This is a genomic window from Komagataeibacter sp. NFXK3 (assembly GCF_054182245.1).
Genome location: NZ_JAPIVJ010000004.1, coordinates 57,520 through 72,308 on the forward strand (window position 1 = coordinate 57,520; position 14,789 = coordinate 72,308).

Consider the following 14,789-nt stretch of genomic DNA (forward strand, 5'->3'; position numbering starts at 1 on the left):
AGGGGCCGCACCCGGTTGCAGGCGCGACAAAGCCAATCCCGCCCGCGCCTGTCAAGGTCATAGGTGAGCAGCCCCGGCCTGCGGGGCCATGCTCACACGTATTCGGGGAAGAGATCGCACAGCCCATCCGCCGTGGCGGGGCAGCGGCCACGCTCGGTAATCAGGCCGGTCACGAGGCGCGCGGGGGTCACGTCAAAGGCCGGGTTGGCGGCCTTGCTGCCATCGGGCACGAGCTGCACGCTGCTCACGTGGCCTGCCGCGTCACGGCCCTGGATATGGGTGACTTCGCGGCCATTACGCTCCTCGATGGGGATTTCGCTGACCCCGTCACTGATCGACCAGTCGATGGTAGTCGATGGCAGCGCCACCCAGAAGGGCACGTTATTGTCACGCGCCGCCAGCGCCTTGAGGTAGGTGCCGATCTTGTTGGCCACATCGCCCGTGCGGGTCACGCGGTCGGTGCCCACGATCACGAGGTCCACCTGGCCATGCTGCATCAGGTGGCCACCGGCATTATCGGCAATGACGGTGTGCTTCACGCCGTGGCGGCCCAGCTCCCATGCGGTGAGCGAGGCCCCCTGGTTGCGCGGGCGGGTTTCATCCACCCACACATGCACCTCGATGCCGCGATCATGCGCCATGTAGATGGGCGCAAGGGCCGTGCCCCAGTCCACGGTTGCGATCCAGCCCGCGTTGCAGTGGGTGAGGATGTTGACCGGGCCGGGGCGGCGGGCGGCGATCTCCTCGATCAGTTCCAGCCCCTGCCGGCCGATGGCCTCGTTCTGGATCACGTCTTCATCGCAGATGCGCCCGGCCTCGTCATAGGCGGCGGCCACGCGGTCGGCCTGCGGCGTGGTGCGCAGGCGCGTGAGCATGCGCTTGATCGCCCACGCCAGGTTGACCGCGGTGGGCCGGGTGGCGGCAAGGGCTGCGGCATCGCGCTCCATGGCCGCGTCGCTGTTGTCATGGCGCAGGGCCAGCGCCAGCCCGTAGGCGGCCACGGCGCCAATCAGCGGCGCGCCACGCACCTGCATGGTGCGGATGGCATGGGCCACCTGATCGCGCTCGGTCAGGCGCAGGATGTCGAGCGACCAGGGCAGGCGGGTCTGGTCAAAGATATGGACCGACCAGCCATCATCCGCATCCACCCAGACACTGCGATAGGAGACGTTGTCAATTTTCATATAAGATTTGCCGCCATTCAAAAACCGGAACACACAAAAGGGCGCATAGGGAAGCATCCAGCCGGACCACGTTCAAGGCCCTGTTGCCTGAATACTTTGAATAAAGCCGCAGTTGCGGTTTTTCTGCCATAAGGCAGCGTAACCCGTGCCCGCATGGGCTGGATCATACAGGCAGTCAGCCCGCAGGGCTAGCCGCGCGCCTCAAGCCTGTAAAAAAGAACATCCCGCCATGCAGGGCGCATGGCGGGATGGTCGTGACGCATCATTCAGCGCGGGGCAGTTCAGCCCTGCGGGCCGTCCGTCAGCGGCAGGCGCGTCAGGATCGTGGTCAGGCGCCGGGCGAAGCCGGTGGGGTCCTTCGGGCTCTCGCCATCCTGGATCCGGGCCATGTCCATCAGCGTCAGCGCAATATCCTGCACCGGGTCGCCATTCTTCACGCGGGTGGCGAGGTCGGCGATCAGCGGATGGGCCGGGTTGACCTGCAGCACCGGCGCCGTGTCGGGCACCTGCTGGCCGCTGCGCTTCATCAGGCGGATCATCTGCAGGTCCGGACCGGATTCGGGGGCGGCCAGCACCACGGCGCTGTCGACGAGGCGGTTGGTGCCCTTCACGTCGGACACCGCATCGCCCAGCGCTTCCTTCAGCGCGGGGATCACGACTTCCAGCGCGTCCTTTTCAGCCTGCGTTTCCTCCGGCGCGCCGAACTTTTCAAGATCGGTGTGGAACTGGCTGATATTGCGGATGGGCACGTCCTTGTACACGCCCAGACGCTCGGGCCAGAACGAGTCCACCGGGTCGGACAGCAGCAGCACCTCGATGCCGCGTGCGCGGAAACCCTCGAGCTGCGGCGAGGAGGGCAGCATTTCCGTGCGGTCGCCGGTCAGGTAGTAAATGGCTTCCTGCTCGGGCTTCTTGCGTTCCAGATAAGCATCAAGCGTAGTCCAGCCTTCCTGCGTGCTGGAGCGGAAACGGGCGATGGAAGCAAGTTCCGTGCGGTGGACCGCGTCGTCCCAGATGCCTTCCTTGAAGGTGGGGCCAAAATTGTCCCAGAACTTCTCGAAATCCGCCTCGTCCTTGCTGCGGGTCTTGAGCTCCGAGATCACGCGGCTGGTCACGACCTTGCGGATGCGGGCAAGCACCGGGGTGGCCTGCAGCATCTCGCGCGAGACGTTGAGCGGCAGGTCCTCGGTATCGACCACGCCGGTCACGAACCGCAGCCACGGCGGCAGCAGGCCGGCATCATCGGTAATGAACATGCGGCGCACATGCAGGCGGATCTGGCTCTCGCGCACCGGCTCGGCAAACTCGAAGGGCTTGCTGCCGGGAATGAACAGCAGCGCCGAGAACGCCATCGTGCCTTCGGCATGCCAGTGCAGCGTGGCCCAGGGCGTATCGAAGTTGTGGCTTATGTTGCGGTAGAACTCGTTGAGCTGCTCTTCATCGATCCCGCCACGCGGCTTGCGCCACAGCGCGGTGCCCTTGTTGGCCGAAGTTTCCTCGCCATCATCCTTGACGATGGTGATCGGCCACGAAATGTGGTCGGCCCATTTGCGCACGATGGTTTCAAGCTGCCACGAATCGAGGAAGTCGTTCGCATCTTCCTTGATGTGCAGGATGATGTCGGTGCCTGCCTTCTCACGCGTGGCGGGGCTGATGGTGTAGTTGCCCTTGCCGGTGGAGGACCAGCACCATGCCTCGTCACTGCCTGCGCGGCGCGAGATCACGTCCACCCGGTCCGCCACCATGAAGGCGGCATAGAAACCCACGCCGAACTGGCCGATCAGGCTCGGCTTGTCCTCAGGCTTGGCGTTGGCCAGTTCCTCGCCAAAGGCGCGGGTGCCCGAGCGGGCGATGGTGCCGAGGTTGCGGCCCAGGTCTTCCTTGCTCATGCCCGCGCCATCATCGCTGATGGTCAGCAGGCGGGCGTTCTTGTCGGGGTTGATGCGGATCTTGGCATCTTCAGGCAGGGCGTGCGCGCCATCGGTCAGGGCCTCGAAACGGCGCTTGTCAGTCGCATCCGCCGCATTGGCGACGAGCTCACGCAAAAAGATTTCACGCTCGGAATAGAGCGCATGCACCACAAGGTCGAGCAGGCGGCCGACCTCGGCGCTGAATTCATGCTGTTCGCCCGTGGCTTCGGGCGGGGTCGTGGTGGTCTGTTCCGTCATGGCTTATCCAGTCTGTCTGTTGCGTTGTCGTCGGGTTACAATTTGTATTGGATATGGAAAGCCCGGTCGGTTTTTCAATGGCCTGCCTTTAGGTTGGCGCTTTTGATCCAGCGGCCCTGCAAAACGCCGCCTTTTTGAAAAAAGGTGGCCCCCAAAAACTTTTCCATTTTATCAAGTTATTGTTTTCAAACGGTTTCAGTCAAAATCCGTAGGCAGGTCGGGGTTGGCGGCATGCTCGAACATGCGGGTCAACTGGCTGGGCAGCACGCGGCCAAGCGAGAGGTCGGTGGGCAGTTGGTCTGCCGCAAACCAGCCGATTTCCGATGTTTCGATACTGGTCTCGGCGCTGCCGCCGGTCAGTTCGCAGATGAAATACAGCGTGCAGCATGAAAACGGTCCGGGCGGGTGGCCCTGCCGGTCGCGGTCCCACACGGCGGCGAGCTTGGTCACGCGCACGCTAAACCCGCTCTCCTCGCGCACTTCCTTCACCGTATTTTCCACCGGGGTCAGGTTCACATCCGCCCAGCCCCCCGGCAGGGTCCAGCGGTCATGGTCCAGCACCTCGCGCACCAGCAGCATGCGGCCCTGCGCATCGAACACGGCGGCGCGCACCGTCAGCTTGGGCGTGGCATAGCCGTCCTGATCGCTGAACAGGTCGAGCACGCGCGCCATGTCGGCATCGCTGCCCGCGGCCATCATGTCGGCTGCGATCTGCCTTATGCTTTCATAACGCTCGCGATCAAACGGGCTTTCGGCATAGGCCAGGCCACTCTGGGCCAGTGCCTGCAGGTCACGGGCCCAGATGAGCCATTGCGGGGTTGTCATGCGTTTTCTCCTTGAGGCGACCAGCCGGGCGGAGCCAGTTCAAACTGGCTGAAAACAAAGGCAGGCGCCACCTGGCAGCCCATCAGGCTCCACGCTCCCGCGCTTTGGGCCGCCTGCCATGCCCCCGGCGGCACCACCGCCTGCAGCACCTGGCCTTGCGTGGGCAGCGGGCCGAGCATGATCCGCTCGATCGGGCCCCCCTCCCCGTCCGCAATTTCAAGCAGCAATGGGCTGCCACCCTGCCAGCACCAGATCTCGGCTGCATCAACACGGTGCCAGTGCGAGCGCTCGCCGGCTGCCAGCAGGAAGCTGATGGTCGAGACCGCGCCGCGCGGGCCATCGGCTGGGGTGTCACGCCATATTTCGCGGTAGCTTCCCCCTTCAGGGTGGGGGTGCAGGCCCAGCAGGTGCCGCACGGTCTCGGCAGGGATATTGGGGTCTCGCAAATCTGTCATGGGGTGTGGCTCCGGTCATGATCACATGCTCCGGCGTAGCCCTCCTGCCGCCGGGCTGCAAACGGCAGGGATATAAAGAATGAAAGTTTCTGAGTGCCACCTGTTTTCAAGAATGCAGTGTTCTTCGAAGCTTTTTGAAAAAAGCTTCGCCAAAAACTTCCTTATGATTCCTGGATGTTTGCTGAGCTGACTTTTCAAACAGTCTCTAAGGGCGGGCTGGCCCTCTTGCCTGCCCTTCTGGCGCAAAAGCGAGAGTCTGGTCGGTATAGGTTTCCACCACCTCGCTAAAGGCACGCCCCTGCACGTCGCGCAGCACGGCGCGCTGGCGCACGATCTCGGCCGGGGCCACGATCATTGCCCCCGCGGCCCCTCCCGGCCACGGTGACCACAGCCGCGTAAATTCCAGCCGCTCGCGGGTAAAATGCAGGGGCGCCACCACATGGCCGAAGGATGTATCGGTCTGCTCGAGCGTGGCATTCATCTGCGGGGTCAGCAGGCCGGGCACATACCAGTTATCCGCCACCGAAAGCACATACGGGCCGCAGGCCAGCTGCACCTGCCGGTGCCGCACGGGTTGCGTGGCACTCACGCCCAGATCGGCCCGCACCCGCGCGGGCACGGGGTCAGGCTGCGGCAGGGCTGCCTTGCGCGCCACCACCACGGGGCGGGCAGCCATATGATGGGTTGCACACCAGTCCTCCAGCGCCAGCGTGGCGCTGGGGTGGGTGAGCAGGGTTATTTCCAACTCCTGCACGCTCATCATCAGGCGCGCGCGGTGATCTGGCGTATCGGGCCATGAAAGGCCGGCTGCCTGTACAGGGCTGGCAGCCAGCAGGCCAGCTCCCATGGTCGCAGCTACCAGCAGCCCCCTGCCCATCACGTTCCGCCTCAGGGCGCCATGGTCCGGCCATGCAGGTGCATGGTGGCCTGCTGGCTGTCATCAGTAGCGCATGATGCAAGCCACACGCGGAAGCTGCCTGAGGGTACGCTCCACCGGTTATGCCTGCCATCGAAATGCGCCAGCAGGCGCGGGTCAATCTGCACCGAAACCTGGCGGCTCTCGCCAGGTGCCAGGCTGATGCGCTGCCAGCCCGCAAGGCGGCGCGCACCGCCATCGGGCAGGCCGACATAGATTTGCGGCACATCCACGCCCGGCCGCGTGCCAGTATTGTGCACGTTGAACGTGGCCGTCACCTGCCCGTGGCGTTCGGCCACCTTCAGCCCATCGGTGCTGAACGTGGTGTAGGTCAGGCCATAACCGAACGGATAGAGCGGCTTGAAGTGGTTGCGGTCGAACCAGCGGTAACCGACATCGCTGCCTTCATCGTAAACCAGTTCCTGATCGGTGTGGAACTGCATCTCGAACACGTTATCCGCCGTCACCCCTGCAATATCGGGGTGGGCAAGCTGCGATTCCGCCTGCGGGAAGGTCATGGTCAGATGGCCTGAAGGGGCCACCTTGCCAAACAGCAGCCGGGCAATGGCCGGGCCACCGCCAGAACCGGGGAACCACGCCTCGAGCACGCCCGCAACACTGTTGTTCCACGGCATCAGCACCGGATCGCCGGTTTCCATCACCACCACCGTGCGCGGGTTGGCGGCAGCCACCGCCGTAATCAGCGCATCGGCATTGTCATCAAGGTGCATGCTCGGCGCGTCCATCCCCTCGAAGGTGAACTGCGTGGCGTACACCACCACCACGTCGGCCGCCCGCGCCGCCCGCACGGCAGAGGCGATATTGGTGCCGGAATCATAGGTGATCTGGGCGTTCGGCGCCTCGGCCTTCATGGCCCTGAGCGGCGAGGACGGGAAATAGACCGGATCGCCCGGCCATTCCTTCTTGCCCGGTCCCTTCACCGCCTCGCCACCGATGGGCTCGACCTGGCTCGAACCCCCGCCCGAAATCACGCCCGCATCGGCATGACCACCAATAACGGCAATGCGCGCGGTAGGCGAAAGCGGCAGGATGTTGCCCTGGTTGCGCAGCAGGACCGCGCCTTCCTCCTCGTCCTTCTGGGCCACGAGGGTGTCGGTCACCACATCAAGCGGCTGGCGCTGCGGCGGCTGGTCGACAAGCCCGACTGCAAGCAGCGAGCGCACGATACGCTGCGCCATGTCATCAATGCGCGCCTGGGGCACGCGGCCTGCCTTCACATCGGCTGCAAGCAGGGTGCGGAAATAGGGTCGGGCATCGGTATGATCGCCCGCCGATTCCTGGTCCAGCCCCGCCAGCGCCGCGCGCGCGGAGGAATGCGTGCCCCCCCAGTCGGACATGACAAAGCCGGGATAATGCCAGTCCTGCTTCAGCGTCTTGGTCAGCAGGTAGGGGTTTTCACAGGCATACAGGTCATTGACGCGGTTGTACGAGCACATGACCGCACCGGGATGACCGGTTTCAAGCGCGATCTCGAAGCCCAGCAGGTCACTCTCGCGCATGGCCACGGGGTCGATATCGGCACTCATGGTCATGCGCGAGGTTTCGAGGTCGTTCATCGCATAATGCTTGAGCGTGGAGATCACATGCTGCGACTGCACGCCCGCAATGGTGCTGCCCACCATGCGCCCGGTCTGCAGCGGATCCTCGCCCGCATATTCAAAGTTGCGGCCGCCGCGCGGGTCGCGCGTCAGGTCTGCCCCGCCGCCAAGCAGCACGTTAAAGCCGCTCTGCCACGCCTCACGCCCGATCATGACACCGGCCTGCCGCGCCATGTCCATATCCCACGTGCTGGCCGTGGACAGGCCGGACGGCAGCGAGACCGCCGCACCATTCTTGCGGATATGCGCCGGGTTGCGCACGCCAAGCCCCGCATCCGAAATCTGCAGGTCAGGCAGGCCCGAGCCCTTGGGCGCGCGCAGGTAAGCCGCCGAACCCAGGCCCCCCGGCGGTGCCACGCTGCCGTTGAAGCCACCGCCATCAACGCTGAACAGCAGGGACATCTTGTCCTCAAGGCTCATCGAGGCGAGCATCTGCCGCGCCCGCGTGTCTGCCGGGTCGCCCCCGTTATCATGGGCATGCCGCGCGAAGGCAGGCGCCTGGGCCAGCGCCATGCCACACGCCACGGCGGATAACAGGAATATCTTGCGGGACAGTCTCATATGGCAGGCTCCTCCTTCAGGGGCTGGACAGTGGCGGCACGGGCGGCCTGCACCCGTCATTTCCTCAACCCAGTTGTGAAGCACCCTGCCCCCGCGCCGCATGATCTAGCGCAAAAACAGGGCAAAGAGTGGGGGCCATATATGCAAAAACCCTGCCTACAGGGCATGAACACGCCTGTGGGCAGGGTTTTGACGCAAATGGCGCGACTGACAGGGATCAGGTCGCGGCGCTGCGGGTGCGCATGTACAGGATAACCGTCTGGGCCGGGACCGAGTTCAGGTCTTCCGCGTCGATATCACGCGTCACGACATAATCCCCGAATGCGCCGGGCTGCGACGTGATCCAGCGGCCATAAAGCCCTTCCAGCACCGGGGCGAGCCATGTGCCGGCAGGCTCACCGGCGCTGCCCACCTGCGGCAGGTCTTCATGCACGATGCGCATGGCCTGTTCTTCCGCCAGCAGGTCCAGCTTCACGTAGCCCCAGTTGATCATGGACAGCAGGGCGTTCAGCTCGATCTGAAGCTGGTGGATGGTGTTGCACAGCGGCGGCTGGAAACGACCAGCCATACCCCGGCCGACCTCGCGCAACAGGTCATTGCGGACCTCGATCCCGGCCTGATCATCGATCTCCCAGGACAGGGCCTGCAGGAAAAGCGAAAAGTCCGGTTTTGCGTTCAAAGTTGTCATTACTGGTCCATAATAAGATAGTGTGCGGAAATCATGGCGCCGCTTTCAGTCCAGTTACCGGCCTTCTGATAGCGCCCCGACAGATCAAGACGAACATTGCGTGTAAAGCGATAGCCCACCCTAGCATTAAAGCCACCGGTAAGACCAGCAATACTATCCCCAGGATAGTAGGCGCTGTTCACCGTTTCCTCCGACAGATATTCCGCCGGCGTGGCGCTCGCCGAGTAATTCGAGGCGATGGTATTGGCACCGGACTGCAGCAGCGATGACGTGGGGAAGAAGGGTGCCGAGTGCTCGTGGAACACCTGGTAGCCCACGCTGCCCGTCACGTCCCAGTCCAGCCGCTTGTGCTGGCCCGCATAGCGCACCGGCACGGTCGCCGCGTAATAGGATTGCGGCGAGAAGTAACCACCCTGCCCGTAGGTGTAGAAATCCTCGTTCTTGGCATAACCGAAATAGGTCAGGCTCACGCCAATGCGCACCAGCATGTTGGCGTTATGCCACACCAGCGTATTGGCGCCGATGCCCGCTTCACGCTCGCTGTTGCGCTGCACGTTCTTGCCGGTCTGGATGGCGTAGCCACCGCCACCATACAGGATGGTGTTGCCCAGTGTGGCCTCGACCTGCCCATGGAAGTGGTTGGTCACGACGCCACCCCATTCGCTGCCCCACTGCTTGGACAGTGCCTGGCCATAGACCTGGCGGGCATACCGGCCAAGCGCGCTGTTGTAGTTCGTGTCACGCAGGCCGCCATAGGACAGCACGCTGTTGGTGATCGACCGGCGCTCGGCACTGACACGGAACGTGACCGGACCCACGCGCGGCGAGAACTCGACACCGCCCAGCACGTTGGTGATGGGGAAGCCGATGGGCGACGCACCCACATCGGCCCGCACCCAGCTATTGCCAAACTGCACATCCGGCGCAAACCCGGCCTCGGCCGTGCCAGCGGCGATGCGCTGCTGGTTCTTGCCCGCATTGGCATAGCTGTCGTACTGGTTATACGCCTCCACGCCCATCATCGTGCCATAACGCGGCACATCATAGACGGAGCCTGCGTTGAGGTTGCCCGACCAGATCATGGTTGGCGTGATCGAGAAGGTCAGGGCGGAAGCACCGGCCTGCAGCGGCAGGCGGCCCACGATGGGGATGTTCGCTTCCGTCAGGCGGCCCATGCCGTGCTCGCCCGAACGTGACCGGAACCCGAGGCCACCATCGATGGAGGGGGCAAGGTTCTCACGCAGCGTACGGATCTGCCCGGCAATGGAGGAGAGCATCTGGTCCGACGTATCGGGCGATGCCGCCTCGGCGCTGTAGGAGCCACCGGTCACAGGCGCGCCGAGTTCCGTCTGGTGCCCGTAGCCACGCGGGCGGAACGGGTTGGTCGACGGCGGGGCAAGCGCCTCTTCCTGCGCCACGGCCGGGCTGGACGAAGCCCGCGTACCCTCAACCTGCTGCAGGCGCAGGTCATAGGCCCGACGCAGATCCTCGATGGTGCGCTGTCCATGGCCATCGGCCTGGTCGGCCACGGCCATGGCCAGCCAGGCACGCGCATCCATCGGGCTTTCCTGCACGCCATCCATGGCGAGGCGGGTGGCAAGGCTGTTGTGGTCGCTGTTGACCGCGGCCTGCACCGCAGCCTGCCGCGCATCAAGATCCTGCGGGTTGTGCCGCAGCACCGCCAGGTCGATCTCGAGCGCCTTGCCCGGCTTGCCGTGGCCGTTATACAGCCGCGCGAGCGCCAACTTGGGCGATGTCGCCTCCGGGTCGGCCTGCAGGGCGGGTGCCAGATGATCATAGGCCTGCGCCTGGTCGCCACGCTGGTTGAGCAGGTCGGACTGCGCCACCGAGATGCCCATGCGCAGCTGCTGCAGCGTCTGCACCTGCTCGGGCAGCAGCGCATTGCCCGCCGCCGAGCCCGTGCCATCACCCAGCGGGGCCAGCAGGCGCGCGGCCGCCACAGGGTTGCTGATCTTCATGTATTCGGTCGCGTAGGACAGGCGCTGGTCGGGCGAAAGATCGATGGTGCGCGTCGAAGCGATACGCAGCGCCATGCGGGCATGCACCATGTCGCCACGCTGGCGGAACAGGTCTGCCACCGCCACGCCACGCGCGCCGGTCGGATCAGGCTGGGAAAGGGCCTCGCGGATCAGCGGCACCGGGTTGGACACCATGGACAGGCGGCTGGCCAGATCCTGCTTGATTTCCATTTCCTCGGCAATGGAGCGGATCGCGGGGGAATAGTCCGCAGGCGACAGGCCGGCCAGAAGCCGGCGGGTCATCGCATCATTGCCACTGCCATAGGTGTACAGGATGCCAGCCTGACGGTCCTGCGCGGTCACGGGATTGGCCAGGATGGGCTGCATCACGCGCCCTGCTTCAGCCACGTCACCCTGCTGCTGCAGCGCATTGGCAAGGTTGATTCGTACCCACGGGTCCCGCGGGGCCTGGGCCATCGCTTCGCGCAGGATGGAAACCTTGCGTGCTGAATCCGATGTCTGGGACGCAGCCGCCATCAGGCCGGAAACCTCGATTTCGCCCACCTGGCTGGCATATTGCGGGCTGACACGCGACAGGAGCTGGCGTGCTTCCGCCGTGTTGCCCTGCGCCATGTCCACCCGCGCCAGCCCCATCAGGGCCAGCTGGTTATTGGGCTCACGCGACAGGATGCCACGATATTCCTGCTCGGCGGCGGCGACCTGGCCGGTCGAGCGCTGCAGGTCGGCCAGCATGAGCGTCGCGCCGGTGTACTGCCCGGGCTCGCGGGCCAGCGTGGCGAGCTTCTGCTTGGCCTCGGTATACTGGTGGGCTGCGATCAGCTGGCGAACGGCGGCATAATCCCCGCTCACCGCCATGCCCGCCAGCGCCGGGCGCCAGCGATCCGCGGTCTTGGGGTCGGCGGCCATCGCTTCTTCAAAATAGCGGTGCGCCTCGGCGGTATCGCCCTGCCGCATGCTCACGAGCCCCATGCCGCCAAGCGAATCAGCATCATGGGAGTTGATCTGCAACGCCGACTGGAAAGACTGCTCGGCAGCGGAAAGACGGCCCGCATTAAGCTGCTGGTAACCGGCCTGGCGCGCAAGGCCCGCCTTGTCCGGCGGACCGCCGGGGGGATGGAGCATATGCTCGCGCAGCGCGGTATCATTGGGGTGGGCTGAAAGCCACTGCTCCATGAGGGGCTGCGTATCGGCATTGACCGGCAGCCAGCTCAGGGTCTGGCGGTAGGATTGCGTCGCGGCGGCGGCCTCGACCGGGGCCTGACTGCGGAAGGATTGCAGGTCCTTGAGCCGGGTCAGGCCTTCCATGCGGGTCGAGGTGTTATAGGTCAGGGTCTGGGCAAAGGCGAGCTGGGCGCGGTAGTCCTGCGGGTTGGATGCAACGATCCCGGCAAGCCCGGCGCGGGCCTGGTCCCACTGGGCCGGCACGCCCGCCATGGTCTGGTAGTATTCCACCGCGAGCGAACGGGGCGGCTTGCCACCGTGGAACAGCTTCTGGTACCCCGCTACCGCCTGCGCGTTCTGCCCCGAACCCGCCAGCGAGCGGATCTGTGTCAGGTCGCCCTGGGAAATGGCCCGCTCGCTGAGCAGGTCACTCAGGTTGCTGGCCGCAGCACTGCCCGGTGCCACCTGCTGCAGGTGGCGCAGCGTATCGGCGGCCGCTTCGCGGTTGCCAATGGCCGTCTGGTATTCACCCTTTACTTCCAGCACGTCAGGGGAATTGGGGGCGATGCCCTCCGCATTCTGCAGGGCCTGGCGGGCATTCTCATATTGCTGCTGCTGAAGCCAGAAGCGTGCCTGCTGCAACAGTATCTGCCGTGGTGCCGCGGCAGAAGGGCTGGCGGCGGTGGTGGTCATGGCAGTGGAAGCCTGCTGCGCGCGCGCAACAGGAACCGCCACCAGAACCGTCATGCAACTGCTGGCCAGCAGGGCACCTGAAAGCGAAAGGGCGTATCGCCTGTTCATGATCACGTTCCCTGCCTTTCTTCCTGCAACTCACGACGGCGGCGCAGAGCATGCTTGGCCAGGGCGCGCACCAGGACAGCCACCACCAGAATGCACCCGAACAGGCCAACCAAGATCACGCGGCCGGGATGGTTGTGCATATACCAGTCAGGCTTGAGCCACAGCGGCACGGTGCCAACCGTATACAGCGGCGAACTGCGATAGGATGTCAGATCATCACCATGCGCCAGCACCAGGTCACCCTGGATCTTGGCCTGGTTCTTGCGTTGCGCCAGGATCTGCACAAGGTTGTTGAGCCCCTGCCCGTCACCCGAAAGCAGCGCGAGCACCGTCCGTCCCGATGCCAGCGGCGATTCCGCCTCGACCATCGCGGCGACGCCACCGGTCAGCGTGCTCTCGACCTCGGTCGGAGCCGTCTTGCTGATGGCCGACATGGGATCCTGGAACAGGTTCCACACACCGCTCAGCGTCGAGCGCAGGGCCATGTGCAGCCGTCCATCCGAAATCTGATAGGCCGAATTGCTCAGCAGCTGCGAAACGTCACCGCTATTGGCCAGCGTGGACAGGACAATCAGGTTCCGGTCCGCCACGTCATTCACGTGGTCGCTCGAGACCACATCCACGCCGGACACCGGATACCATGTCGTCGCCCCCATGAAGCCCATGAGGTCGAGATAGGCGCTGACAATCATGCCATTGGGGTGCGCGGGCAGCACCACGGCCGAGCGCGACAGGTCGGCATAGGTCGTGAACGGATAGCCGGCACTGGCCATGAAGGCGAGGTTGGGCATCTGGGTGATGTGATAGGAGTTGGACAGGTCGATCGTCGAATCCGGGTCAACGCCCATATGGAAGGTGCTCGGGCCGGGTTTGCAGCCCGGCTCGGCCATTGCCGCCATCTCGAAATAGAACAGCAGCTGGTTCTGGCCAAAGACCCGGTAGGGCGGGATGGCCATGGTGTGCTGCTGCACGCTATCATTACGACGGCCGATGCCCACGCGCCGCAGGATCTGGTCCAGCGTTGAATCCGGCTCACGCAGCGGATAGGCCTCAAGATAGGTGTCGTTGATACCGATATTGAGCGATGAGCGCGACACATCGACGATCGGCCCCGGCGGCGCGCGGAAACGGACGTTCAGCTTGTACGGCCGATCGCGCCACGTATACAGATCAGGCGAGACACGGAACGGCACCGATAGCGGGCCAGGCGCGTAACCTTCAGCCTGCAGGGAACTGTCTGGCACCAGCTCACCCAGGCGGACCGGACGATTGGTGGGAATGAAGGAAGGCGCGTCATTCGCCACGCGGGCACCCACATCAATCGGCGCCACGTCCATGCGGTTGGCTGTTGGCAGGGTGCTCGAGCCGAAACCGATGCCCTTGCTCGCGGTCATGACCTCATCACGGTCGCGCCCCGTCACGAGCAGCACCGTGCCGTTGGGATCGGACGGGTTGGCCACTTCCATGAGCGTGGGGCCATTGACCGACTGGCGCCCGAGGGCGGAAGGCAGCTCGTCGGCCACGCCAACGACAACGGCATTGCCCGTTTGCGGAATGGTGGAGAAGACTGGGAAGGTCACGCCACGGAAATCGGTCTGCTGACCGAACCACGATGCCAGGATGCCCGTCGCCTTCAGCACTTCGGGATCAAATGTCTGTGCGAGAACGAACGGAATCACGATCTTCTGCTTTACGTTCTTGTCGAAGAACGGCTGGGGCAGGCGTGACAGCTGGCGATGGGGGGGAAGCGGTATGGTGGTGATCTGCAGTTCGGAGTGCTCGGACACGCTGGCCCAGAGCAACCCGTTGCTGGGGTCCGTGCAGCCCTTCGAGCTTGAAGCGAAGCTGAAGTTCAGCCGGTTGCCGCTGATAAAGAAGATGGGGTTGATATCAAACGAAAGCGGCCCAAATGTAGGATGGGTAGGGTCAGGCCGCAGCGTGCCGATGAACTGCTCGTTCAGCGTGATCGTAACCGCGCTGGTATCTGGCTGGAGACTGGGCGACATCGCACCCGACACGACAAGCCGCGCCGACGTGACCAGCTGGTCGGCCGGAATGCCGAACTGCAGACCCTGCAGCGTGGCGGCGCCCTGCATTTTCAGGGCACTCTGCGCACCGAGCTCCTGGAGGGAGTATGTATGCACCGTTGCAACGTCAGACGCGGCAATGGCGTTCTCGGCATTATCCACGACCGCATCAGCCGCACTGACTGACGTGGCATCCGCCGCCGGGGCGGTTGTGGCGGGCTGGCCCGCGCTCGCGGCAGCGGACGTGGCAGCAGCCTGCGGTGCGGCGGCGGGGAGAGGCGGCAGGTCGGAACCTGCGGGCTGCGAGGCTGGCGCCTTGAAGGCAACAGGCGCAGCCTGTGCCCCCGTTGCAAAGACCAGCAGCGCGATCAGGGACACCATTTT

9 protein-coding genes are annotated in these 14,789 nt (G+C 64.5%); all 9 read right to left on the bottom strand.

Annotated features, from left to right (window positions below):
* Nucleotides 1–92: 92 nt before the first annotated feature.
* The 9 genes from mtnA to OQZ28_RS05900 all read right to left on the bottom strand — a co-directional run bounded on the left by mtnA (nt 93) and on the right by OQZ28_RS05900 (nt 14,786).
* Nucleotides 93–1,184 carry an S-methyl-5-thioribose-1-phosphate isomerase gene (gene mtnA / locus OQZ28_RS05860; protein WP_458135461.1) on the bottom strand — a complete coding sequence of 364 codons (1,092 nt, stop codon included), beginning with the start codon at nt 1,182–1,184 and terminating at the stop codon, nt 93–95.
* A 281-nt stretch (nt 1,185–1,465) separates the two neighbouring features.
* Nucleotides 1,466–3,352 carry a molecular chaperone HtpG gene (gene htpG, locus OQZ28_RS05865; protein WP_458135462.1) on the bottom strand — a complete coding sequence of 629 codons (1,887 nt, stop codon included), beginning with the start codon at nt 3,350–3,352 and terminating at the stop codon, nt 1,466–1,468.
* Between the two features lie 195 nt (nt 3,353–3,547).
* Nucleotides 3,548–4,177 carry an NUDIX hydrolase gene (locus tag OQZ28_RS05870; RefSeq protein ID WP_458135463.1) on the bottom strand — a complete coding sequence of 210 codons (630 nt, stop codon included), beginning with the start codon at nt 4,175–4,177 and terminating at the stop codon, nt 3,548–3,550.
* Nucleotides 4,174–4,632 (bottom strand): cupin domain-containing protein, encoded by a 459-nt coding sequence (locus OQZ28_RS05875; protein WP_458135464.1) that lies wholly within the window; start codon nt 4,630–4,632, stop codon nt 4,174–4,176. Before OQZ28_RS05875 ends, OQZ28_RS05870 begins: the two co-directional genes overlap by 4 nt.
* Nucleotides 4,633–4,837: 205 nt before the next feature.
* Nucleotides 4,838–5,509: a hypothetical protein gene (locus OQZ28_RS05880; protein WP_458135572.1), complete on the bottom strand. Its 672-nt coding sequence runs from the start codon at nt 5,507–5,509 to the stop codon at nt 4,838–4,840.
* A gap of 11 nt (nt 5,510–5,520) precedes the next feature.
* Complete coding sequence (locus tag OQZ28_RS05885; RefSeq protein WP_458135465.1) at nt 5,521–7,728, bottom strand: beta-glucosidase; 2,208 nt, start codon at nt 7,726–7,728, stop codon at nt 5,521–5,523.
* A 217-nt stretch (nt 7,729–7,945) separates the two neighbouring features.
* On the bottom strand, nt 7,946–8,416 hold the full coding sequence (gene bcsD / locus OQZ28_RS05890) for a cellulose biosynthesis protein BcsD (protein WP_130730137.1): 471 nt from the start codon (nt 8,414–8,416) through the stop codon (nt 7,946–7,948).
* Nucleotides 8,416–12,378, bottom strand: coding sequence for a cellulose synthase subunit BcsC-related outer membrane protein (locus OQZ28_RS05895; RefSeq protein ID WP_458135466.1), 3,963 nt, complete (start codon nt 12,376–12,378; stop codon nt 8,416–8,418). The genes bcsD and OQZ28_RS05895 overlap by 1 nt, the downstream gene beginning before the upstream one ends.
* A 2-nt stretch (nt 12,379–12,380) precedes the next feature.
* Nucleotides 12,381–14,786 carry a cellulose biosynthesis cyclic di-GMP-binding regulatory protein BcsB gene (locus OQZ28_RS05900; protein ID WP_458135467.1) on the bottom strand — a complete coding sequence of 802 codons (2,406 nt, stop codon included), beginning with the start codon at nt 14,784–14,786 and terminating at the stop codon, nt 12,381–12,383.
* Nucleotides 14,787–14,789: the final 3 nt, after the last annotated feature.